The organism is Geodermatophilus sp. URMC 60 (assembly GCF_053502585.1).
The window spans coordinates 2795945-2818874 of the sequence record NZ_CP199958.1 but is presented as its reverse complement, the minus strand read 5'-3'; the positions used below and the strand labels follow the sequence as shown (position 1 = coordinate 2818874).

21 protein-coding genes and 1 pseudogene are annotated in these 22930 nt (G+C 74.6%); 4 read left to right on the top strand and 18 right to left on the bottom strand.

Annotated features, from left to right (window positions below; genetic code table 11):
* Window positions 1-140 precede the first annotated feature (140 nt).
* The 5 genes from ACWIX3_RS13455 to ACWIX3_RS13435 form a co-directional block, all read right to left on the bottom strand.
* On the bottom strand, window positions 141-482 hold the full coding sequence (locus tag ACWIX3_RS13455) for a hypothetical protein (protein WP_448607854.1): 342 nt from the start codon (window positions 480-482) through the stop codon (window positions 141-143).
* 197 nt (window positions 483-679) lie between these two features.
* Complete coding sequence (locus ACWIX3_RS13450; protein ID WP_448607853.1) at window positions 680-892, bottom strand: YbdD/YjiX family protein; 213 nt, start codon at window positions 890-892, stop codon at window positions 680-682.
* Entirely contained in the window at window positions 889-3126 is a 2238-nt protein-coding gene (locus tag ACWIX3_RS13445; protein ID WP_448607852.1) for a carbon starvation CstA family protein, read from the bottom strand. Before ACWIX3_RS13445 ends, ACWIX3_RS13450 begins: the two co-directional genes overlap by 4 nt.
* A gap of 177 nt (window positions 3127-3303) precedes the next feature.
* The gene (locus tag ACWIX3_RS13440; RefSeq protein WP_448607851.1) at window positions 3304-4428 is read right to left on the bottom strand and encodes a 5-methyltetrahydropteroyltriglutamate--homocysteine S-methyltransferase; all 1125 of its coding nucleotides are present in this window, start codon (window positions 4426-4428) and stop codon (window positions 3304-3306) included.
* Window positions 4429-4498: 70 nt separating this feature from the next.
* Window positions 4499-5020, bottom strand: coding sequence for a TIGR03618 family F420-dependent PPOX class oxidoreductase (locus ACWIX3_RS13435; RefSeq protein ID WP_448607850.1), 522 nt, complete (start codon window positions 5018-5020; stop codon window positions 4499-4501).
* A gap of 245 nt (window positions 5021-5265) precedes the next feature.
* Between ACWIX3_RS13435 and ACWIX3_RS13430 the strand changes: the two genes are divergently transcribed.
* On the top strand, window positions 5266-5532 hold the full coding sequence (locus tag ACWIX3_RS13430) for a hypothetical protein (RefSeq protein ID WP_448607849.1): 267 nt from the start codon (window positions 5266-5268) through the stop codon (window positions 5530-5532).
* Window positions 5533-5551: 19 nt separating this feature from the next.
* Window positions 5552-5904, top strand: a pseudogene (locus tag ACWIX3_RS13425) (DUF488 domain-containing protein).
* A gap of 6 nt (window positions 5905-5910) precedes the next feature.
* On the opposite strand, the gene ACWIX3_RS13420 reads toward ACWIX3_RS13425, so the two are convergent.
* Both ACWIX3_RS13420 and ACWIX3_RS13415 read right to left on the bottom strand, forming a co-directional pair.
* Complete coding sequence (locus tag ACWIX3_RS13420) at window positions 5911-6552, bottom strand: class II aldolase/adducin family protein (RefSeq protein WP_448607848.1); 642 nt, start codon at window positions 6550-6552, stop codon at window positions 5911-5913.
* Window positions 6549-7649, bottom strand: coding sequence for a methylthioribose-1-phosphate isomerase (locus ACWIX3_RS13415; RefSeq protein ID WP_448607847.1), 1101 nt, complete (start codon window positions 7647-7649; stop codon window positions 6549-6551). Before ACWIX3_RS13415 ends, ACWIX3_RS13420 begins: the two co-directional genes overlap by 4 nt.
* A 133-nt stretch (window positions 7650-7782) precedes the next feature.
* On the opposite strand from ACWIX3_RS13415, the gene ACWIX3_RS13410 reads away from it, so the two are divergent.
* Window positions 7783-8226 (top strand): Hsp20/alpha crystallin family protein, encoded by a 444-nt coding sequence (locus ACWIX3_RS13410; protein ID WP_448607846.1) that lies wholly within the window; start codon window positions 7783-7785, stop codon window positions 8224-8226.
* A 51-nt stretch (window positions 8227-8277) separates the two neighbouring features.
* Here ACWIX3_RS13410 and pucD read toward each other — a convergent pair whose 3' ends face one another.
* The 6 genes from pucD to ACWIX3_RS13380 form a co-directional block, all read right to left on the bottom strand.
* A complete protein-coding gene (gene pucD / locus ACWIX3_RS13405) occupies window positions 8278-10563 on the bottom strand; it encodes a xanthine dehydrogenase subunit D (RefSeq protein ID WP_448607845.1) in 2286 nt (761 codons plus the stop codon).
* Window positions 10560-11030: a (2Fe-2S)-binding protein gene (locus ACWIX3_RS13400; RefSeq protein WP_448607844.1), complete on the bottom strand. Its 471-nt coding sequence runs from the start codon at window positions 11028-11030 to the stop codon at window positions 10560-10562. Before ACWIX3_RS13400 ends, pucD begins: the two co-directional genes overlap by 4 nt.
* Window positions 11030-11890, bottom strand: coding sequence for an FAD binding domain-containing protein (locus tag ACWIX3_RS13395; protein WP_448607843.1), 861 nt, complete (start codon window positions 11888-11890; stop codon window positions 11030-11032). The genes ACWIX3_RS13400 and ACWIX3_RS13395 overlap by 1 nt, the downstream gene beginning before the upstream one ends.
* A 95-nt stretch (window positions 11891-11985) precedes the next feature.
* The gene (locus tag ACWIX3_RS13390; protein ID WP_448607842.1) at window positions 11986-12555 is read right to left on the bottom strand and encodes a hypothetical protein; all 570 of its coding nucleotides are present in this window, start codon (window positions 12553-12555) and stop codon (window positions 11986-11988) included.
* 240 nt (window positions 12556-12795) lie between these two features.
* A complete protein-coding gene (locus ACWIX3_RS13385) occupies window positions 12796-14544 on the bottom strand; it encodes a bifunctional metallophosphatase/5'-nucleotidase (protein WP_448607841.1) in 1749 nt (582 codons plus the stop codon).
* 144 nt (window positions 14545-14688) lie between these two features.
* On the bottom strand, window positions 14689-15537 hold the full coding sequence (locus ACWIX3_RS13380; RefSeq protein ID WP_448607840.1) for an SDR family NAD(P)-dependent oxidoreductase: 849 nt from the start codon (window positions 15535-15537) through the stop codon (window positions 14689-14691).
* A gap of 77 nt (window positions 15538-15614) precedes the next feature.
* On the opposite strand from ACWIX3_RS13380, the gene ACWIX3_RS13375 reads away from it, so the two are divergent.
* Window positions 15615-16625: an iron-containing redox enzyme family protein gene (locus tag ACWIX3_RS13375; protein ID WP_448607839.1), complete on the top strand. Its 1011-nt coding sequence runs from the start codon at window positions 15615-15617 to the stop codon at window positions 16623-16625.
* A gap of 98 nt (window positions 16626-16723) precedes the next feature.
* On the opposite strand, the gene ACWIX3_RS13370 is transcribed toward ACWIX3_RS13375, so the two are convergent.
* The 5 genes from ACWIX3_RS13370 to glnA form a co-directional block, all read right to left on the bottom strand.
* Complete coding sequence (locus ACWIX3_RS13370; protein ID WP_448607838.1) at window positions 16724-17026, bottom strand: CDGSH iron-sulfur domain-containing protein; 303 nt, start codon at window positions 17024-17026, stop codon at window positions 16724-16726.
* Window positions 17027-17085: 59 nt separating this feature from the next.
* A complete protein-coding gene (locus tag ACWIX3_RS13365) occupies window positions 17086-17385 on the bottom strand; it encodes a hypothetical protein (protein WP_448607837.1) in 300 nt (99 codons plus the stop codon).
* Window positions 17386-17495: 110 nt separating this feature from the next.
* Entirely contained in the window at window positions 17496-20630 is a 3135-nt protein-coding gene (locus ACWIX3_RS13360; RefSeq protein ID WP_448607836.1) for a bifunctional [glutamine synthetase] adenylyltransferase/[glutamine synthetase]-adenylyl-L-tyrosine phosphorylase, read from the bottom strand.
* On the bottom strand, window positions 20627-21367 hold the full coding sequence (locus ACWIX3_RS13355; RefSeq protein WP_448607835.1) for a type 1 glutamine amidotransferase: 741 nt from the start codon (window positions 21365-21367) through the stop codon (window positions 20627-20629). The genes ACWIX3_RS13360 and ACWIX3_RS13355 overlap by 4 nt, the downstream gene beginning before the upstream one ends.
* A gap of 102 nt (window positions 21368-21469) precedes the next feature.
* Entirely contained in the window at window positions 21470-22810 is a 1341-nt protein-coding gene (gene glnA / locus ACWIX3_RS13350) for a type I glutamate--ammonia ligase (protein WP_448607834.1), read from the bottom strand.
* Window positions 22811-22930 lie beyond the last annotated feature (120 nt).

The following is a 22930-nucleotide window of genomic DNA, read 5'->3' as shown; positions in this document are numbered from 1 at the left end:
GGGCTCGCCGCGAGCCCGGTGGCGTCTGGAACGGCCGCCCTCCAGGAGCCCGCCGGCCCCTTCAGGGCACCGCCCCCGAGCTCGCGAGGGGCGGGGAGCACGGGGTCCTCCCCGAGGCGTGGGAAGAGGGCGGTCCTTCTTCAGGCTGCGTCGTCCTCCAGGTCGAGGTCCTCGAGACCGACCATGACCTCGTTGGTCTGCAGGGTCACCAGCCAGGAGAGCGCGTGGTTCTCCACCGGCCGGCCCGAGACGTCGGCGATGGCGTGGAGCTGGGCGGCGACCAGCCCGCGGGCGGCCTGGTACACGTCCGCCGCGCTCACCGCCGTCCCGAGCTCGACGAGGAGGAGCCGGCCGTCCGGCAGTACGCGGACCTCGGGCGGAGCACCGACCCCGAGGTCGGCGGCCGCGCTGGTGAGCAGGGACATGCCGGTGCGCAGCTCGGTGCGGCGACTGCGACGGTGGGGCGACGACGGCACGGACACGGGTGCCACCTCTCGGACGGGCCCGCGGGGCCACGGCAACGTGCCCTCGATCTCGGCAGCCCGGGGCGCCGGGTGGACGGCTGCGCGCACGGATGTGACGCCGCGGGTCTCCCGTGACGGGCGAGCCGGGGTCGCCGCGCACGCGACGCGGCCCCGGTCCCCTCTGCGGGGGCCGGGGCCGCGTGGCACCCGTCAGCTCAGCAGCAGCGGCTGACCGGGTTGCGCTCGAGCTCGTCGGCGCGACGCCGTTCGAACTCGCGCCGGCTCATCGGTTCGTGCCCGTGCTCGGCGCAGTGCCGGAGGTACTCGTCCCACCGTGCCTCTCCGGTGAGCTCCTTGAGGTACCAGTGCACCCCTCTCAGGGCCCGAGCGGCGGCCGACCGGGCGGCGGGAGCCATCCCCCCGGTCACCGTGGCGGACCCTCCTCCGTGAAGGTGCCGTGGCCCCGCGCACCCGCGCCGACCAGCCGCTCGTGCTCGGCCATGGCGGCCTTCTCCTCCGCCGTCGCGAACAGACCCGAGGGCTCGACGATCTCCGACGGCACGGCCGGCTCCTCGGTGGTGGGCACCGGGCCGCGGGCCCGCAGCGCCTTGGCGATCACGACGACGGCGTTCACCAGGACCACGACGACGAGCAGGGCGAAGACGGCCTGGAGCACGCCGTTCAGCGTGGAGTTGTAGATGATCCGGGCCATCTGATCGGCGTTCTGCGCCGGCGCCACGAGCTCCCCTGCCGCCTGTGCGTCGGCGTACCGCTGCCGCTGCGCGAAGTAGCCGACCCTCGGGTCGGCCGAGAACACCTTCTGCCAGCTCGCCGTCATGGTGACGATGAGGTCCCAGGCCAGCGGGATCCCGGTCACCCAGGCGTACTTGACCTTGCCGTGCTTGATCAGCAGCACGGTGACGAGGGTCAGGGCGATGGCGGCCAGCAGCTGGTTGGCGATGCCGAACAGCGGGAAGAGCTGGTTCACGCCGCCGAGGGGGTCGGTGACCCCGACGTAGAGGATGTAGCCCCACAGCGCGACCACCGCGGCGCTGGCCATGATGTTGCCGGGCCGCCACGACAGGTCGCCGAAGCGCTTCCAGACGTTCCCGATCGTGTCCTGGAGCATGAACCGCCCCACCCGGGTGCCGGCGTCGACGGCGGTGAGGATGAACAGCGCCTCGAACATGATCGCGAAGTGGTACCAGAAGGCGGCCATCCCGGCGCCGAACGCCTGCGACAGGATGTTGGCGATGCCGACGGCCAGCGTCGGGGCGCCGCCGGTGCGGGAGACCAGGCTCGGCTCCTGCACCGCGGCCGACGCCGCGGCCAGGTCCTCAGCCGAGGTCGGGAACCCCAGCCCGGTCACGTAGGCCGCGGCCGTCTCCGGCGTCCCGCCGGTGGCGGCGGCCGGCGCGTTCATCGCGAAGTAGAGCCCCTGGTCGATGACCACCGCCGCGATCAGCGCGCTGATGGCGACGAAGGACTCCATGAGCATGCCGCCGTAGCCGATCAGGCGGACCTGGCTCTCCTTGGCCACCATCTTCGGCGTCGTCCCCGAGGAGATCAGGGCGTGGAAGCCCGACAGTGCGCCGCAGGCGATGGTGATGAAGACGAACGGGAACAGCGAGCCGGCGAAGACCGGTCCGGTCCCCTCCCGGGCGAACTCGCTGATCGCGTCGGCCTGCAGCACCGGCCGGGCCAGGAGCAGGCCGATGGCGAGCAGGACGATGACGCCGATCTTCATGAACGTCGACAGGTAGTCGCGCGGGGTGAGCAGCAGCCACACCGGCAGCACCGAGGCCACGAACCCGTAGACGACGAGCGCGAGGACCAGCCACTCCTTCGACAGGGTCAGCGCCTCGCCGAGCCCGGTGTCGTCGATCAGGCCGCCGCCGATGACCGCGGCCAGCAGCAGGACGACGCCGATCGCGGTGGCCTCGAGGACGCGGCCGGGCCTGAGCACCCGCAGGTAGACCCCCATGAACAGCGCGATCGGGATGGTCAGCGCGATGGAGAAGACGCCCCACGGGGACTCGGCGAGCGCGTTGACCACGATGAGCGCGAGCACCGCCAGGATGATGATCATGATGGAGAAGACGGCGATGAGCGCCGCGATGCCACCCACGATCCCGATCTCCTCGCGGACCATCTGGCCGAGGCTCTTGCCGTTGCGGCGCATCGAGAAGAACAGGACGGTCATGTCCTGCACCGCGCCCGCGAAGATGACGCCGACGATGATCCAGATGGTGCCGGGCAGGTAACCCATCTGCGCGGCCAGCACCGGTCCGACCAGCGGCCCGGCACCGGCGATCGCGGCGAAGTGGTGCCCGAACAACACCCGCCGGTCGGTCACGTCGAAGTCGATGCCGTTGTGCAGCCGCTCGGCCGGGGTGGCCCGCCGGTCGTCGACCCCGAGCACGCGGCGCGCGATGAACTTCGCGTAGAAGCGGTAGGCGATGGCGTACGAGCAGAGCGCGGCGAAGAGGATCCAGAGGGCCGAGACGGTCTCCCCGCGGGCCAGCGCGAGCACCGTCCACGCGACGGCGCCGACGATGGCCACCGCCGTCCAGACGAGGATGCTCTTCAGTGACGGACGACGACGGCCGCCCCCTCCGGGGGGTCCTCCGTCGGTGTCGGGCCTGCTGACGGTGGTGGACACGTGCGTCCCTCCCTGCGTGCGCAGACAGCGCCCGGACGACGCTGTCCTGTGGACGCAGGGAGCATGCCAAGGGCGCGGCCCGCCCCACCAGCCAGGAGGCCGGCCGGCCGCCGGGTCGTGACCGGCCCGTGATCGAGGCCCTCCCTGCCCCCGGGCCCTACGAGGGGGCCGGGGTCCTCACCCCCAGACCTCCTGGGCGGTCTCGACGACCAGCGCCAGCTTGGCGACCTGCTCGTCGCGGGTGAGCGCGTTGCCCTCGACGGTCGAGGAGAAGCCGCACTGCGGCGAGATCGCCAGCTGCTCCAGCGGCACGTACCGGGCGGCCTCGTCGATGCGCCGCTTGAGGTCGTCCTTGCTCTCCAGGTCCGGGCGCTTGGTGGTGACCAGGCCCAGCACGACGCGCTTGCCCGGCGGGACGAAGCGCAGCGGCTCGAACCCGCCGGAGCGGGCGTCGTCGTACTCCAGGAAGAACCCGTCGACCTCCAGGCCGCCGAACAGCGCCTCGGCGACGAAGTCGTAGCCGCCCTCGGCCACCCACGAGGAGCGGAAGTTGCCCCGGCACATGTGCGTGGTGACGGTCAGCCCCTCCGGCCGACCGGCCAGCGCGGCGTTGATCTGCCGGATGTAGCGCTCGTGCTGGTGCTCGGCGTCCCGCCCCTGCGCGGCCAGCTCGGCGCGCTGCGCCGGGTCGTTGAGGTAGGCCAGGCTGGTGTCGTCGAGCTGCAGGTAGGTGCAGCCCTGCGCGGCGATGCCCTGCACCTGCTGGGCGTAGGCCGCCGACAGCGCGTCCCAGAAGGCGTCCTCGTCGGGGTAGACGGCCGGGTCGATCGCCGCGGCACCGCCGCGGTAGTGGACCATCGACGGCGACGGGATCGTGAGCTTCGCCGTCTGGCCCTCGGAGACCTGCCCCTGCAGGTAGGCGAAGTCCGCGCCGAAGATCGGCTCGTCGATCGACAGCGGCCCGTCGACGTGCAGCCCGGCCGGGGTGAAGTCGATCGTCCCGTCGGCGTTCTTGAAGTGGACGACGATGTCCTCGCCGGTCACCTTGGTGATGCCGTCGATGGCGTAGATGAAGTCCATGTGCCACGAGGCGCGGCGGAACTCGCCGTCGGTGGCGGTGCGCAGGCCGACGTCCCCCTGCATGCGGACGACGTCGGCGATCGCCTCGTCCTCGACGCCGCGCAGCTCGGCCGCGTCGATCTCGCCGGCGGCGAAGCGGGCCCGCGCGTCGAGCAGGCGCTGGGGGCGCAGCAGGCTGCCGACGTGGTCGGCGCGGAACGGCGGTCCGGAGGAGTCGGTCATGCCCCGAGCCTGGCCGAGGCCGGGCGCCGGCGCATCAGCTCCGGCGCCGGCTGGTCGGCGACCGGCCGCGTCAGGGGCGACCGAAGGTGGCGATGGTGTCGACGCGCAGCTCGAAGAGCACCCGCCGCTCGTCGCGACCGGGGTCACGCAGCCCGTAGGGCCCCTCGTTCCCCGTGTACTTCCGCCAGATGCGGTCCAGCTGCGCGGTCACCCGCGGGCCCTCCTCCGGGTCGTCCTCGGAGACCTCCCGGGTGACCGTGGCCTTGATGCTGAGCCAGTGGTAGGGGTTGGCCGGGTTCATGAGCAGGAAGGTCGCCTGCGGGTCGGCACGCAGCCAGTCGACCTTCTTGCGGTGCGTGGCGAGGTTCAGCAGGACCGTGTTGCCCTCGTAGTCGAACCAGACGGGGGTGAGGTTGGGCCGCCCGGTCGAGCCCATGACCGCGACGACCGCTGTGACCGGCTCGTCGATGAGCTGCTTGTAGACGGGGTCCAGGTCCTCGAGGCTGTCGACCGCCTCGTGGTCGCCCACCTGGAACTGGCCGGGCTGCGTGCCGTCGGCGACGTCCCGGAACTTCGCCACTGTGATCGCCATGCCTGCGGCTCCCCACGTCGGGGCCGTCCGCTCCGTCGCGGACCGGCTCGCCGGGACGCTAGCCAGCGACTCCGCGTCCGTCGACCGGCGAGGCCACCACTCGCAGGCGCCGGGCTTGTCGCCGTCCACAAGGAGCCGTGCCCCGCCAGTGGTCGGACGCCGGGCGACCGGCGGATCGGACACGGCCGGCCCAGCACCCGGCCCCTCGACGGTGCCCCGGCTCCCCTGGTGGGTAGGCGAGGGACATGACCGACCCCTTCGAGATCGAGACGCAGGGCGAGTCCGAGTTCCTCGTGCGACTGCGCGGCGACGGCGGGGAGACGGAGTCCTGGTTCCGGCTCAGCCCCGGGCTGCGCGAGGAGCTCGGCCTGGAGCTGGACGACGAGGAGCTGGTCCGGCGGACCGTCCGCTTCCTCCTCGGCCACCAGGAGGTGGCCGACTTCCCCGACATCGTCGAGATCGAGGACGTCGTCGCCGGCTACCCCGACTACCTCGACGCCGTCCGCGGCTGACCGCTCCGGGTGCACCCCGGTGATCCGGATCGTGCGGGTCCACGAGCTCGACCCCGGCGTCCCGGGCGCCCGGTTCCTCGTCGACCGGCTCTGGCCGCGCGGCATCGCCCGCGATGCCCTGGCCCTGGACGGCTGGCTGCGCGACGCCGCCCCAGTGACGAGCTGCGCCGGTGGTTCGGTCACGACCCGGCTCGGTGGACGGAGTTCCGCCGCCGGTACGTCGCCGAGCTCGATGCGCACCCCGAGACCTGGGCGCCGCTGCGAGCCGCGGCCGCCGAGGGCGACGTCGTCCTCCTCTACGCCGCCCGGGACCGCGAGCACAACAACGCCGTCGTCCTGCGTGACCACCTCGAGGCCCGGATCAGCCGGTAGCCCGGCTCACGGTGGGCCGTGGCGGAGCCCGTCGAGGCCCTCCGGCGGGAAGGTGCACGTCGTGTCACCGAGCAGCAGGGCGCGGTAGGTCGCCGTGGCCGCCTCCTCCAGGTTCAGCGCCCGTCGGTAGGCCATGCCGACGTCCGGCCCCAGCGCCGAGCAGCCGTGGTGCGACAGCACGATGCAGTCGTGCTGCCGCGCCTGCTCGGCAGCACCGTCGGCGAGCTCGTCGGAGCCGTTCGGGTGGTACGGGACCGTGCCGACCGACCGCACGTAGGTGGCGTGATCGAGGGTGATCAGCCGGATCCGGTGGCCGAGCGCGTCCACCAGGACGGCGTGCTGCGGGTGCAGGTGGACGACGGCGTTCACGTCGGGCCGGGCGAGATAGGTGCGCTGGTGCAGCTTCCACTCGCTCGACGGCTGCTCGGCCCCGCCGGTGACCTCGCCGTCCAGGGTCACCACGCTGAGGTCCGCAGGCGTGAGCCGGTCGAGCCAGGTGCCGGCCGCCGTCACGAGGAACTCGCTGTCACCGGGCAACCGGGCCGAGAGGTTGCCGCCGCTGGCCAGGGCCAGACCGCGCTCGACCGCCAGCCGGCCCACCTCGACGAGCTGGCCGACCGCCTCGTCGCGGGTCGTGGGCGCCCTCACGCCGAGAAGTAGGAGGCCACGTCGGACGGCGCGAACCGCCCCCGGTCGGTGACCACGACGCTGACGAAGCGCGGTGGAGTGACGTCGAAGGCCGGGTAGACGCCGGTGGCCAGCTCCGACGCCGTGCGGTGCCCGAGGCAGTGCAGCACCTCGCGCCCGTCCCGGTCCTCGAGCTCGACGGCGGCCGCGTCCGGCGCCTGGGGATCCGGGGCCTGGACCAGGGCCAGGTACGGCACGCCGAACGCGTGCGCCGAGACGGCGATCTGCAGAGTGCCGATCTTGTTGACGACGGAGCCGTCCATCGTGACGCGGTCGGCGCCGGTCACGAACACGGACACCTCACCGCGGCTCATCAGGTGCGCGGCCATCCCGTCGGTGACGACCCGCGTGGCCACGCCCATCTCCGCCAGGCTCTCCGCGGTCAGCCGGGCACCCTGCAGGTAGGGGCGCGTCTCGGTGCAGACGGCGTCGATCCGCCTGCCCGAGCGCAGCACCGCCGCGACGGTCTCGGTGAGGTAGGACTCCGCCCAGCAGTGGGTCAGGACCGTGGCGCCGTCCGGGACCAGCGCGGCGGCGTGCTCGCCCAGGCGCCGGTGGCCGGCCCGCTGCCGCTCGGCGGCGGCCTGGGCGGCCTGCTCGACGGCGGGCCCCGGCAGCTCCCCGGCGTCCACCGCGGCCGTCCCGACCACCAGCAGTTCGGCGACGACGTCCCGGATGCCGTTGTTCGTGGGCCGGGTGGACACCAGCCGGTGGCCGGCCGCCGTCAGGAAGTCGCGGCGGGCCTGCGCCGTGGGGAGCCGGTCGGCGTCCCGGGCGGCCAGCGTCATCCCGCCGCCCGCCGCGAACAGCGGACCGAGGCTCTGGGTGACCATGTCCTCGATCGCCCGGGCGACGTCCTCGTGGCTGCGGCAGGTCACCCACCGGCGCTGGAACGGGAAGACGCGGCGATCGAGGATCCGCACGGCGTCCGCATCCACCACCACGCTCTGCCCGACCAGGGTCGGGACCGGGACGTCCACGGCGGCGGTCATGGCCGGTCGCTCCTCGGGGTCGGTCATCGGCGGGTGGCCGGCGGACACGCCGGCGGGGGCAGCCACCCGACGATGATCGCGGGCCGAGCGACCGTCGGCCAGATGCCGGTGACCCACGTCGACCGGAAATCTACAGCGGCCACTGATGGTTTCCCGAGGTGTCGGACACGACGACGAGATCTCGAGAGGAGGACGCACCATGACGCTCCCCGTCCGTTCCCCGTCCCGCTCCGCCGCGCGGTGGGATCCCGTGCGTGAGCTGGACGAGCTCTACGAGCGGATGAACACGCTGTGGCAGTCCGGGCTGAGCGGCGCCCTGGAGCACTGGTCCCCGCTGGCCGACGTCGAGGAGACCGACGACGCCTACACCGTCGAGATCGACCTCCCCGGCGTGGCGCGCGAGGACGTCGACATCCAGCTCGACGACCGCCGGCTGACGGTCTCCGGCAACATCGAGGAGAAGGAGCGCACCGGCATCCTGCACCGACGCGCCCGCAGGGTCGGTCGCTTCCACTACTCGGTGACGCTGCCGGGTGATGTCGACGCGGACGACGTCAGCGCCCAGCTGCACGACGGCGTGCTGACGGTGCGCGTCCCGAAGTCGGCGCAGGCCAAGCCGCGACGGATCCCCATCAGCAGCTGATCCCGGGCGAGTGCGCGCCGGTGGACCGCTCGGGTCCACCGGCGCTCGACGTCAGGTGCCGGTGATGTGCTCCGGCCGGATCGGCACCCGGCGCAGCGGCCGCCCGCAGGCCGCCCGCACCGCGGCGGCCACCGCCGGGCCCGAGGAGATGGTCGGCGGCTCGCCCACCCCGCGGACGCCGTAGGGCGCGTGCGGGTCGGCGTACTCGAGCACCTCCACCTGCATCGGCGGCATGTCGAGGATCGTGGGCAGCAGGTAGTCGGTGAACGACGGGTTGCGCACGTGGCCGTCGGCCACCACCACCTCCTCCATCAGCGCCAACCCCATCCCCTGGGCCGACCCGCCGTGGATCTGGCCGACGACGGCATCGGGGTTGATCGCCCTGCCGACGTCCTGGGCGGTGTCGAGGGCGACCACCTTGACCAGCCCGAGCTCGACGTCGACGTCGACCACCGCGCGGTGTGCCGAGAAGGCGAACTGCACGTGCGCGTCGCCCTGACCGGTCTCCGGGTCGACGGCGTGGGTGGGCCGGTGCCGCCACTCGACGGTCTCCTCGACGGCGTCGTCCCCGAGGAGGTCGGCCAGCCCGGCGAGCACCTCGCCGCCGGCGCCGACGACCTTGTCGCCGTCCAACGCCAGCCCGGCGACCGGCCGGCCGAGGGCGACGGCGGCCCGCTGCAGCACCGCCGTCCGCACCGCCTCGCAGGCGGCCTTCACCGCGCCGCCGGTGACGTAGGTCTGCCGGGACGCCGACGTCGACCCCGCCGAGCCGACCGTGGTGTCGGCCGGGACGACGACCACCCGCCCCACGCCCAGCTCGGTGCGGGCGATCTGCTGCTGCACGGTGACCAGCCCCTGACCGACCTCGGCGGCCGCGGTGTGCACGGTGGCCACCGCCTCGCCGGCGACCACCTGCAGCCGCACCCGCGCGGTCGAGTAGTCGTCGAACCCCTCGGAGAACCCGATGTTCTTGTAGGTGACCGCGTAGCCCACGCCGCGGCGCACGCCCTCGCCGTGGGTGGTGTTGCCGACCGCGCCGGGCAGCGACCGCAGATCGGGCTGCTCGGGCAGCGGAGGCGGCAGCGGCAGGTCGGCGACCCGCTGGAGCAGCTCGGCGACCGGCGCGGCGGAGTCGATGACCTGGCCGGTGGTGTTCCGGTCGCCCTCCCGCATGCCGTTGCGCCGGCGGATCTCCACCGGGTCGACACCGACGGCGGCGGCGAGCTCGTCCATCAGCGCTTCGTGCGCGAAGGCGGCCTGGACGCAGCCGAAGCCGCGCATCGCCCCGCACGGCGGGTTGTTGGTGAACACGCCGCGGGCGTCGACGGCCACCGAAGGGACGCGGTACGGGCCGAGGCCCAGCAGCCCGGCGTTGCCGACCACCGCGGCGGTCGAGGAGGCGTAGGCGCCGCCGTCGAGCAGCACGTCGGCCCTCGCGTAGACCAGCGTGCCGTCGTGCTCGGCGCCGAACTCGTAGGTCATCGTCGCCGGGTGCCGGTGCACGTGCCCGTGGAAGGACTCCTCCCGGCCGTAGCTCATCTTCACCGGCCGGCCGGTCCGCAGCGCCAGAAGGCAGGCGTGCACGTGCACCGAGAGGTCCTCCCGGCCGCCGAAGGCGCCACCGACGCCGGCGAGGGTCAGCCGCACCTTCTCGGGCGGCATGCCGAGGGCCAGGCACACCTGCCGCTGGTCGACGTGCAGCCACTGGGTGGCGACGTAGAGGTCGACGCCGCCGTCCTCGGCGGGGACGGCGAGCCCGGATTCCGGCCCCAGGAAGGCCTGGTCCTGCATGCCGACCTCGAAGTCGAGGCTGACCACGACCGGCGCGGTGGGCTCGGGGTCGCCGCGGCGCAGCCGCAGGTGGCGGACCAGGTTGCCACCGGGGTGCACCTGCGGCGCGTCGTCGTCCAGGGCCCGGCGGGGGTCGGTGAGTGCGGGCAGCACCTCGTAGTCGACGCGGATGCGCGCCGCCGCCCGGCGCGCGGTCTCGGGGTGGTCCGCGGCGACCAGCGCCACCGGTTCGCCCTCGTAGCGGACGACGTCGGCGGCGAGCACCGGCTGATCGGCGTGCTCCAGACCGAAGGCGTTCTCCCCGGGGACGTCGTCGGCGGTGAGGACGGCGCTGACCCCGGGCACGGTGAGCGCCTCGGTGACGTCGATGCGCCGGATGCGGGCGTGCGGGTGGGGGCTGCGCAGCGTGACGCCCCAGACCATGTCGTCGTGCCAGAGGTCGCTGGCGTAGGCGAACTCGCCGGTGACCTTGAGCGTGCCGTCGGGACGCTGCGCGTTCTCGCCGACCCGGCCGGTCGTGCGGGTCCCGGTCTGCGTGGTGGTCATCGGGTCGCCTGCCGCCGGGCGGCCAGCCGGACCGCGTCGAGGATCTTCTCGTAGCCGGTGCAGCGGCACAGGTTGCCGGCCAGCGCCTCGCGGATCTCGGGGTCCGACGGCTCGGGCACCCGGGCCAGCAGGTCGTGCGCGGCCACGACCAGGCCCGGGGTGCAGAAGCCGCACTGGACGGCGCCGGCCTCGACGAAGGCCTCCTGCACCGGGTGCAGCGCCTGCCCGTCGGCCAGGCCCTCCACGGTGGTGACCTCGCGGCCGATCGCCTGCCCGGCGGCGACCAGGCAGGCGCACACCGGCTCGCCGTCGAGGTAGACGGTGCAGGAGCCGCACTCGCCCTGCTCGCAGGCGTTCTTGGCGCCGGGCAGGCCCAGCCGCTCGCGCAGCAGGTGCAGCAGGCTCTCCCCGGGCCAGACGTCGTCCGCGGTGCGCTCGGTGCCGTTGACGGTGGTGGTGACGCGCATCAGGCGGCCCTCCTCAGGTCGTCCCAGGCCCAGGTGACGGCGCGGCGGGCCAGCACCGCGAGCGAGTGCCGCCGGTATGCCGCCGTCCCCCGGACGTCGTCGATCGGTGCGGCCGCGGCGGCCACCCGCTCGCCGAAGGCCTGCGCCAGGCCCTCGGGCAACGGCCGGCGGGTGGCCCAGTCCAGCTCGCCGGCCAGGAACTCCTCCGCCCCGGGGGCGCGCCGCGGGGTGGGTGCGGCCGACCCGATGCCGGTGCCCACGGCCTGCCGGTCGGGGTGCAGGGCGAGGGCGAACGCCGACACCGAGATGACCATGGCGTTGCGGGTGCCGACCTTGCAGAACTGCTGCGGCCCCGCGGCCGGGGGCACGAGGACGGCGGCGATGAGCTCGTCGGGCGCGAGGACGTTGCGCTTGACGCCGGTGAAGAACTCCGCGACCGGCACCCGCCGGGTGCCGCGGGCGGCCGAGGCCACCTCGACCTCGGCGCCGGCGGCCAGCAGCGGCGGGTGCGCGTCGCCGGCCGGGGACGCCGACCCGAGGTTGCCGCCGACCGTGCCGCGCACCCGGATCTGCGGCGAGCCCACGGTGCGCGAGGCCATCGCCAGGCCGGGCAGCCGGTCCCCGAGCTCGCTGATCACGCGTGCATAGGGGACGCCCGCGCCCAGCCGGACCCTGCCCTCCTCCACCGACCACTCGCGCAGCTCGCCGACGCGGGTCAGGTCCAGCAGGGCGCCGGGACGGCGGCGGTCGAAGTTGAGCTCGACCATGACGTCGGTGCCGCCGGCGATCGGCAGCGCGTCGGGCCGCTCGGCCCGGACCGCGAGCGCCTCGTCCCACGACGACGGCTGCAGGAAGTCCATCGCCCCCTCCTCGTCCCCCGCTCGGTGTGCGAGCACTGTGCACGAGGAATGTGACGAACAGGGAACAGCGCGTCGCGCCGAGCCGACGAGGGGGGTCAGCCGGCGGTCGGCTCCAGGGTCTGCACCATCTCGTCGAGGACGGCGACCGCGCGCTCGTGGTCCCCGCCGGGCAGCTCGACGGCGTCGGCGACCACGGTGCGACCGTCCAGGTCGAGCGCCCACGTCGTGATGTGCGTGCCCTCCGGGTACAGGCCGAGGGTCGTCACCTGCTCGGTGCGCACCGCCGGCCGGCCGTCCACCTCGAGCTCGGTCCGCGCCACCTCGTCGGGCACCGGTCCGGCGACCTCGGCCAGGGGCGCGTCGACCACCCGGAGGGTGACCGGCGCGGTCCGGGCGTCGGACGCCTCGGGGACGACGACCTCGCCCGGCCCGAACCAGCTGCAGGCCGGCAGCACGCCGTCGGCGTTGGTCGACCAGTCGGCGGGGTACGCGACCCGGTAGCCGTCGGGGCTGGTGCAGGCGTTGCCGTCCTGCGGCTGCGTCGCGGCGACCGCCTGCGCGGCGGGCGAGACGTCGACGGCCCGGGGCGCCGGGCCGGTGGCCGGGGAGGCGCAGGCGGCGAGGGCGAGCAGAGGGGCGGCAGCGGTGGCGCGGAGGTGGCGCACGGGCTCGGCGTCCTCCCGGTCGGGGTCGGCGGACGACCCTGCCCTGCCCAGGAGGGCGACGTCCCGAACCCGCCCGCCCGGCATCGATGTCCGATCGTGACGCGCCGGCCGCTCGGCAGGACCTCGCAGGGAGCCCTGCGACGTCCACGGCGGACCGCCCGGACACCGGCTCGCGACCGGCACGGGCACCACGGCGGCGGCCCCCGCGAGGGGAGCCGCCGCCGTGCCGTGCGCGTGCGGTCAGCCGGCCCGGGTGACCCGGTCCAGGCTCGGGACCTGCACCGGTGAGTCGGCGCCCAGGTAGGCGGTGAAGGCGTCCAGGTCGATCGGCCCGGTGACGGCGTTCGTCCCGCCGGTCAGCACGGAGAAACCGTCGCCGCCGCCGGCGAGGAAGTTGTTCACCGTGACCCGGTAGACGCCCTCGGCCACGACCGCCGTCCCCCCGATCGCCACGGAGGAGTCGACGACCCGGGTACCCGTGCACGGGTCCGCGCCGGCCGCCGCGTCCGTTCCTGCCGCGTCGACCTGGTAGGACACCGTCGCGGAGGCGTAGAGGACGCGGCCCACCTGGTACTGCTGCTCCAGCAGGCAGTTGAGCTGCGCGCCGGTCAGGTCGAGGGTCACCAGGTTGTTGGCGAACGGCTGCACCGTGAACGCCTCCTCGTACGTGACCTCCCCTGCCGCGAGGTCGGCGCGGACGCCTCCGGGGTTCATGAACGCCGCGAGCGCCCCCGCCTCGTCGTCCGTGGCAGCGAGCTGCGCGTCGGCGATGACGTTGCCGAGGGTGGACTCCGCGCCGTCCAGCCGGTCCTCCTGCGCCCGGGTGAGGGCGTCGGCCACCGCGCCCACGACCTCGGAGGCGATCGGGCCGAGCGCGGTGCGGTAGCGCGCGATCAGCTCGGTCTGCGCCTGGTCCGCGACCAGGTCCCGGGTGACGACGGTGTTGTCCGCGGTCGCCCGGACGACGTCCCCGGTCTGCCGGTTCACCCGCAGGTCGATGTCGGTGACGAGGCGGCCGTTGGAGCTCGCGCTGGTGACGAGCTTGTGGTCGATGCGGCAGTTGTAGGCCTGGTGGGTGTGCCCGCTGACCACGACGTCGATGGCGTCGCTCATGCCGTTCGCGATGTCGACGATGGGCCCGCCCAGGCCGTTGCAGCCGTCGACGTCCCACGCCTGGTCCCCGGTCTGGGCACCGCCCTCGTGCAGCAGCACGACGATCGCCTCGACGCCCCGGTCCTGGAGCTCGGCGGCGTACTGGTTGGCCGTCTGGACCTCGTCGGCGAAGTCGAGCCCGGCCACCCCGGCCTGGCTGACGATGTCGGCGGTGCCCTCGAGGGTCATGCCGATGAAGCCGATCTCGACCCCGTCGACCTCGTGGACGGCGTAGGGCTCGAGCAGCGGCTCGCCGGTCTCGGTGACGAAGGCGTTGGCCGACAGGTACTGGAAGTCCGCGCCCTCGTAGGGCGTGCCGTCGGCGCAGCCGTCGACCGGGTGGCAGCCGCCGTCCTGGATGCGGAGCAGCTCCGCGGAGCCCTCGTCGAACTCGTGGTTGCCGACGCTGGCGTAGTCCAGCCCGGCCAGCCCGAGCGCCTCGATGGTCGGTTCGTCGTGGAACGCCGCCGACAGGAGCGGCGAGGCGCCGATCAGGTCACCGGCGGCGACGGTGATCGTGTTGTCCTCCTCCTGCTGCTCGGCGAGCTGGGCCAGCTGGGTGGCCAGGTACGCCGAGCCGCCGGCGGGCACGGTGACCGGCGTGCCGTCCGGGTTGGTCCCGGTGCGGATCTGGCCGCTGGAACCGCTCGGCGGCTCCAGGGCGCCGTGGAAGTCGTTGAGGGCGAGCAGCTGCACGTCGACGGGCGGGCCCCCGTCGGGTGCGTCGCCGGAACGGCCCGGCGCAGCGGCAGCGGGCACGGCCGCGGCCACGGCGAGGCCGGCGATCGTGGTCGTCACGGCGGCCGCGACGGTGGCGCGGCGGACGGTGGGTCGCATCGGTTCTCCCAGGGAGACGGGCCGGACCGTTCCGGCACGACCCGACTCTATGTAGTCGGAGGTGAACACCGCGTGTCAGCCCCGAGGCCGGACGAGCAACTCACCGTCGCCGGGCCGGACCCCCTCGTCAAGGTCGCGGCCGGGTCAGCCGGTGCGCTCCTCCACCATCCGCGCCGCGACGCGGCGGATGCGGTCGGCCTGCCGGGAGAGCACCAGGTCCAGGACCCGGTCCACCGGCGGCACCTCCCCCAGCCGCGCCAGCCCCATCCAGCGCGGGACGGCGACCGTGCGCGGCCGGCGCGCGGTCAGGCAGCTCGCCACCTGGGCGGCCACCCGGTCGGGGTGCACGCCGGGCGAGAGCCGGCCGCGGGCGTCGTCGTCCGACACCGGGGGCGAGCCGTGCCCGCGGGCCAGCCACTCGGTCCGCACCGGGCCGGGGTTGACCGTGTGCACCCGGACGCCCCGGGCGGTCACCTCCCGTCGCAGCCCCTTGACGAACCCGTGCACCCCGGCCTTGGTGGCCGAGTAGACGGTCAGCGGTGGCACCTGCGACCACGCCGCCGCCGAGGCGATGGTGACCACGTCGGCCCTCCCCCGCTGCGCCGCCGCGCTCAGCAGGTGCGGGAGGGCGATCCGGGTGAGCTCGACGACGCCGGTCAGGTTCAGCCCGATCAGCCGCTCGACGGCCTCCCCGGGCATGTCCTCCACCAGCCCGGCCCAGCCCAGGCCCGCGTTGAGGACGACGGCGTCGAGCCGCCCGTGCTCGTCGAGGACGCGGTCGAGCAGCCGCTCGCGCTCGGCGGCCTCGGCGACGTCGGCCACGACCGTGCTCACCCCGGGCAGCCCGCCGACGGACTGCTCCAACCGGTCGCCGCCCCGGGCGCAGGTCACCACCGCGGCACCGTCGCGGGCCAGCCGGGTTACGGTGCTGCGGCCGATGCCGGCGCTGCCGCCGGTGACGAGGACGACGCGGGCCGCGGAACTGGAGTCCATGGAGTCCCTCTACCCGTGGACGGACACCACACCCCCGGCGTGCATCGACGGGCCCGGCGGTGGGCATGCTCGGTGCCATGCGCCTGCCCGAGCCCCGGGGCCCCCTGACCACCGCCCTCTGCACCGACCTGTCCAGCGGCACGCTCGCCCCCGCGACCGTCGAGCTCGCCGCACGGACGGCGGTCGCCGCGACCGACCCGCTGGCCGACGAGGACCTCCAGCTGGCCCTGGCGATCTGCTACGAGCTGCACTACCGCGGGTTCGACGGCGTCGGCGAGGACTGGGAGTGGGACCCGGACCTGCTGCGGCTGCGCGCCCACCTGGAGCGGGCGCACACCGCGGCGCTGCGCGCGCTGGCCGGGGTGCCCGAGGTCACCGACGAGCCGGTCGACCGGCAGCTCACCGCGCTCATCGCGGCCGACGACGGCCCCTCGCTGTCGTCCTACATGTCGCGCACGGGCACCCTCGAGCAGTGGCGCGAGTACCTCGCGCTGCGCTCGGTGTACCACCTCAAGGAGGGCGACCCGCACACCTTCGCCGTCCCGCGGCTGTCGGGGCGGGCCAAGGCGGCGATGGTCGAGATCCAGGCCGACGAGTACGGCGGCGGGTCGGCAGCGCGCATGCACAGCCAGCTGTTCGCGGGCATGATGCGCGACCTCGGTCTCGACGACACCTACGGCGCGCTCTGGGACGACGCCCCCGCGGCGGCCTTCGCCTCCGTCAACACGATGTCGCTGTTCGGCCTGCACCGGCGCTGGCGGGGTGCGGCGCTGGGGCACCTCGCCTGCGTGGAGATGACGTCCTCCGAGCCCTCGCGCCGCTACTCCGCGGGGCTGCGCCGGCTGGGCTTCGGCGAGACGACGACGGTCTTCTACGACGAGCACGTGGAGGCCGACGCCGTCCACGAGCAGATCGCCTCGGTCGACATGTGCGGCTCCCTGGTCGCCGAGGACCCACGGCTCACCGCCGACGTCCTCTTCGGTGCCGCCTGCTCACTGGCGATGGACGGCCTGGCCGCGCACGCGCTGCTGACCGCCTGGGAGGCCGGCCGCTCGGCCCTGCGCCGGGAGGGCGCCCTCGCCGCCTGAGGAACGGCCACCCTCCCCCCACGCCTCGCAGGCTCAGGCGGAGGGCCCCTGAAAGGTGGCCGTTCCGACACGTCACCAAGGGGAGAGGGGGTCCTTGCTCAGCGGCCGTCGTCCTCCAGGCGCCCCTCGCTGCGGAGGACGGCCGCCGGCCGCGGGCGGCTCGGCGCGCTGGGCGCGGAGAACCCGGCGCGCTTGTGCGAGCCGTCGCAGAACGGCTTGATGCCGGACTTGCCGCAACGGCACAGCGCGATCGTCTCGCGGCCCGGATCGATCTCGTCGCCGTCCTGGTCGAGCAGCCGGAAGTCGCCGCGGACGATCAGCGGGCCGTCCCGGTAGGGCGTGATGGTGGCGCCACCACCGGGCGTCGGGGCGGGGTCCTCGGGGGCGGCGGGCTGCGGCACGCCCCTCCCCTGCCCCGGCCGGGCCCCGCGCACACGCGCGTCCGGCGGCGGCTACCGCGTCAGGGCCGGTCCTCGCCCCAGCGCACCCACGACGCCAGCAGCGGGTGCTGCGCCGCGAACTCCTGCGCTGCGCTGCGCTGCCGCGCCGTGCGCCGCGGGTGCGGGTGGTCGCGGTGGTGCAGCTCCTCCGCGCACTTGCTGTGGCTCAGGTAGTGCTGGAGCGCCGCAGCGGGGTCGATCCGCCCGCCGCGGGCGGCCACGTCGTGGCGGGCCTCCCACTCAGCGGCCAGCTTCTCGGCGACCGACATGGTGTCCGCACCCGACGGGCGCTCCGGCGAGCGGTGGACGGGGTCCGACATCGCGCTCTCCTCCCGGACGGTGGGGCCTGCCCCGATCGTCCTCCTCGCGGGGCCGAGGTTCCAGACCCCCGGCCACCGCGGGCACGCCGCCCGCGGGCGGCGTGCCCGCCTCAGGAGCCGGCGGCGGGCTGCCCGTAGAAGACCTGCTCGACGACGGTGCGCGCCTGCCGGGTCGCCCGCCGGTAGTCGTCGAGGAACTGGCCGGGGTCGGCGTCCGGGCCGTACCCGCTGGCCCGGGCGACGCCGGCGAGCTCCACACCCGGCCGGGGCAGCTGGTCGCTGGGCCGGCCGCGCACCAGGAAGACCGCGTTGCGCGCCCGGGTGGCCAGCTCCCAGGCCCGCTGCAGCGCCTCGGCCCGGTCGCCGTCGAGCAGCCCGTCCTCACGCAGCGCGGTCAGCGCCCCGACCGTCGAGGTCACCCGCAGCTCCGGGTGCTCGCCGGCGTGCTGGAGCTGCAGCAGCTGGACGGTCCACTCGACGTCGGCCAGCCCACCGCGGCCGAGCTTGGTGTGCGTGGTCGGGTCCGCGCCGCGCGGCAACCGCTCGCGCTCGACGCGGGCCTTGATCCGGCGGATCTCGGCGACCTGCTCGGCCGAGATCCCGTCCGCCGGGTAGCGGATCGGGTCGACGAGCTCGACGAACGCGGCGCCGAGGGCCTCGTCGCCGGCGACCGGCACGGCGCGCAGCAGCGCCTGCACCTCCCACACCGACATCCAGCGGTCGTAGTACTCCCGGTAGGAGTCCAGGCTGCGCACCAGCGCGCCCTGCCGGCCCTCGGGACGCAGGTCGGCGTCGACCTCGAAGGCCGGGTCGGGCGCCGGCTCGCCGAGCAGCCGGCGCAGCGTGTGTGCGACGGCGTTGGCAGCCGCCGTGGCCCTGCCCTCGTCGGCGCCCTGCCGCGGCCGGTGCACGAACAGGACGTCGGCGTCCGAGCCGTAGCCCATCTCCCCACCGCCGAGCCGGCCCATGCCGATGACGGCGAGGTCGGTGGGCAGGGCCTCGGGCGGGGTGCCGGACTCGGCGGCGTGCGCCCGCACCGCGACGTCCAGGCCGACCTGCAGCGTGGCGACGGCGATGTCGGTCAGCGCCCGGCCGACCTGCGCGACGTCGACCATGCCCAGCAGGTCCGCGGCGGCGACCCGCAGCAGCTCGGAGCGGCGCAGCCCGCGCAGCACCCGGATGCCGTCGGTCGGGTCCGCGGCCCGCCCCGCGGCCTGCCGCCACGCCGTGGCCAGTGCGGCCGCGGTGCGCGGGCGCAGCTCGTCGTCGGCGGCGAGGATCCGCAGCGCCTCGGGAGTCCGGGTGAGCAGTGCGGCGACGTACTGGCTGGAGCCCAGCAGCGCGGCCAGACGTTCGGCGACCTGGCCCTCGTCACGCAGCAGCCGCAGGTACCACTGGTTGCCGCCGAGGGCCTCGCTCACCTTGCGGTAGGCCAGCAGCCCGGCGTCGGGGTCGGCGCAGTCGGCGAGGGTCTGCAGCACCACGGGCAGCAGGTACTTCTGCATCGACGCCGACCGCGACACCCCGCCGGTGAGGGCGGCCATGTGCCGCAGCGCGCCGTCGGGGTCGGCGAAGCCCAGCGCGCGCAGCCAGTCGCCGGCCGCTTTCGACCCCAGCTGCGCGGCCTCCGGCGGCACCTTGGCCACCGCCGACAGCAGCGGCCGGTAGAACAGCTTCTCGTGCAGCCGGCGCACCTCGCGGGTGTGCAGCGACAGCTCCGCGTCGAGCACGGCGACGGCATCCCCGCGGTGGTCGGGTTTGTAGCCCAGCGACCGGGCCAGCCAGCGCAGCTGCTGCTCGTCGGTGGGCAGGAGGTGGGTGCGGCGCAGCCGGAGCAGCTGCAGCCGGTGCTCCACGGTGCGCAGGAACCGGTAGGAGGCGATCAGCGTGTCGGCGTCGCCGCGGCCGACGTAGCCGCCGGCGCGCAGCGCGTGCAGCGCCGGCAGGGTGCCGCCGACCCGCAGCCGCACGTCGACCCGGCCGTGCACGAGCTGCAGCAGCTGGACGGCGAACTCGACGTCGCGCAGTCCCCCGCGGCCGAGCTTGAGCTCCCGCTCGACCTGCGCCGGCGGGATGTTCTCCAGCACCCGCCGGCGCATCGCCTGCACCTCGGCGACGAAGCCGGGGCGCTCCCCGGCCTGCCAGACCAGCGGGAACAGCTCCTCGACGTAGGCCCGGCCCAGGTCGGGATCGCCGGCGACCGGGCGCATCTTCAGCAGCGCCTGGAACTCCCAGGTGCTGGCCCAGCTGCGGTAGTAGGCCGCGTGGTTGGCCAGCGTGCGCACCAGTGCGCCGGCCTTGCCCTCGGGCCGCAGCGCGGCGTCGACCTCCCAGGCCGCCTCGTGGCAGATCCGCATGAGCGCGGCGGCCACGCGGGTCGCGCTCTTCACCGCGGGGCCGGCGTCGAGCTCCTCGCCCGCCTGCCCCGACGGGCCGACCGGCTCGGCGACGAACACCACGTCGACGTCGCTGACGTAGTTGAGCTCGCGACCACCGGTCTTGCCCAGGGCGATGACCGCGAGCCGGCAGGCGGCCGCGTCGGCGGGTTGCTCGGCGACGGCGACGGCCAGGCCGGCGGTCAGCACGGCGGCGGCGATGTCGGCGAGCTCCGCGGCGACGTCCTCGGCGGCCAGGCCCTCGCCCAGGTCGCGTCCGGCGACGGAGAGCACCGCCCGCCGGTAGGCCAGCCGCAGGTCCGCGACCCGCTGCGGTGACGCGTCGGGCGCGCCCTTGCCCAGCCGCACCCCCCACGGCGGGTCGTCGGGGTCGGCGCCGACGGCGACGAGCATCTGCCGTTCCAGCGCCTGGTGCGTGGGCCGGGTCGGGCCCCGGGAGGTGCCGTCATCCTCCCCGTCGAGGACGGTCCAGTCGCCGGGGTGGGCGGCCAGGTGGTCGGCGAGGCCTGAACTGGCACCCAGCACGCTGAGCAGCCGGGCGCGCAGCAGCGCCGAGCCGCGCAGCCGGGCGAGCAGGGCGGCGGCCGAACCGCCCGTGGGGTCGGCGGTGTCCAGGGCCTCGATCAGCCGGCGCAGCGAGCGGACGGCGAGGTCGGGGTCGCCGGTGCGGGCCAGCGCGGAGACGACCGGGCCGGCCTCGGGATCGGCGGGCTCGTTGCGCTCGAGGTCCCACAGCCCCATCTCGGGCTCGGACAGCAGGTGGGCGGCCCGCTCGCCGTCGAGGAACCCGAACCGGACCAGCCGGACGACGGCCCGGCGCGGGATCTCCGGTGCGCTGCTGGCGGTCACGCCGTCCCCGCCCCGGCCCGGGCGCGGCTGCCGACCAGGGCGGCGAAGCGGCCCGCGAACGGCGCCCACACCTCCTCGAGGTCCGGGTGCACCGCGGCCGCGCGGGCACAGATCGTCTCCCGGTCCAGCCCGCTGGCGGCCACGCCGACGGTGTCCCGCCCGGCCCACTCCTCGACCATCTCGGGCGTCGTCTCGATGTGGAACTGCAGGCCGTAGACGTGCCGGCCCACCCGGAAGGCCTGGTGGGCGTACATCGGGCTGCTCGCCAGCAGGGTGGCCCCCCGTGGCAGCTCGGCGATCTCGTCGTGGTGGAACTGGATCACGTCCGGCGACAGCGGCACCGGGCCGAACAGCGGGTCGGCGTCTGCGGCGTCGCGCTTGGCCACCAGGGTGGCACCGACCTCGGGCCCGTCGACGCCCTCGCGCACGCGGCCGCCCCCGACCTCGGCGAGCAGCTGGGCGCCCAGGCAGACCGCGAGGGTCGGGACGTCGCCGGCCAGCGCCTCGGCCAGCAGGCGGCGCACGCCCACCAGCTCCGGGCTGGTCGCCTCGTCGTCCATCGCCGACTGCGGCCCGCCGAGGACGAGCAGCCCGTCGAACCCGTCGAGGGTCGCCGGGAGGTCGTCGCCGGCGCCGGGCCGGCGCTCGTCGAGCTCCAGGCCGGCGTCCCTGAGCCACTGCCCGAGCCGCGCCGGCGGGTCGGTGTCGGAGGGGACGACGACGAGCAGACGGGCCACGCCTCGAAGAGTAGTGAGCGTCGCCCTGCTGCCTCTGGAACGGCCCCGTCGCAGGGACCCGCGCCGAGCCCGCGAGGTGCGGGGGGCGACGGGGTGCTTCCGCTACAGACCCGGGAGGTACCGCACGAGCTCCCACGGGGTCACGTTCTGCCGGTAGGCGTTGAACTCGGCCCACTTGTTGCGCAGGAAGAACTCGAAGACGTGCTCGCCGAGGGTCTCGGCCACCAGCTCGCTGCCCTGCATCGCGGTGAGCGCCTCGCCGAGCGACACCGGCAGGTCCTCGTAGCCGGCGGCGCGGCGCTCGGTGTCGGTGAGCGACCAGACGTCGTCCTCGGCCTCCGGCGGCAGCTCGTAGCCCTTCTCGATACCCCGCAGCCCGGCGGCCAGCAGCACGGCGAAGGTGAGGTAGGGGTTGCAGGCGGAGTCCGGCGAGCGGACCTCCACCCGCGCCGACTGGCCCTTGTTCGGCTTGTAGGAGGGCAGCCGCACCAGCGCCGAGCGGTTGGCCCGCCCCCAGGTGGCCGCCGTCGGCGCCTCGGTGCCGGCCAGCAGGCGCCGGTAGGAGTTCACCGTCTGGTTGGTGACGGCGGTGTACTCCTTGGCGTGGGTGAGCAGCCCCGCGATGAACTGCTTGGCGGTGGTCGACAGCCGCATGGGGTCGGCCGGGTCGTGGAAGGCGTTGCGGTCGCCCTCGAACAGCGAGAGGTGGGTGTGCATCGCCGAGCCGGCCAGCTCGGTGAACGGCTTGGGCATGAAGGTGGCGTGCACGCCCTGGGCGAGCGCGACCTCCCGGACGACGTGTCGCAGCGTCATGATGTTGTCGGCCATCGACAGCGCATCGGCGTAGCGCAGGTCGATCTCCTGCTGGCCCGGTGCGACCTCGTGGTGGCTGAACTCCACCGAGATGCCCATCGCCTCCAGGGCGAAGACCGCCTCGCGGCGGAAGTCGTGGGCGACGTTGTGCGTGGAGAGGTCGAAGTAACCGCCGTTGTCGGCCGGCTCGGGCGGGCTGCCGTCGCTGGGCTGGTCCTTGAGCAGGAAGAACTCGACCTCGGGGTGGGTGTAGAAGGTGAAGCCCATCTCGGCGGCCTTCGACAGCGCCCGGCGCAGCACGTGCCGGGGGTCGGCCCACGACGGCGAGCCGTCGGGCAGCGTGAGGTCGCAGAACATCCGGGCGGTGTCGCTGGGCCGGCCGCTGGACGACGGCATCACCTGGAAGGTGCCGGGGTCGGGCTTGGCCAGCATGTCGGACTCGTACACGCGGGCGAAGCCCTCGATCGCCGAGCCGTCGAAGCCGATGCCCTCGGCGAAGGCCGCCTCGATCTCGGCCGGTGCCACGGCCACGGCCTTGAGGTAGCCCGAGACGTCGGTGAACCACAGCCGCACGAAGCGGATGTCGCGTTCCTCGAGGGTGCGCAGGACGAACTCCTGCTGTCGGTCCATGCTCGCCATGATCGCGTCCAGTCGTTTCCGTGGGGTGACGTCCGCCCCTCAGCCTGCCCTCTCCGGGAGTGGCGACACCACCGCCACCCGGCTGACCGTTCCGGATCTACCCTGGGAGCG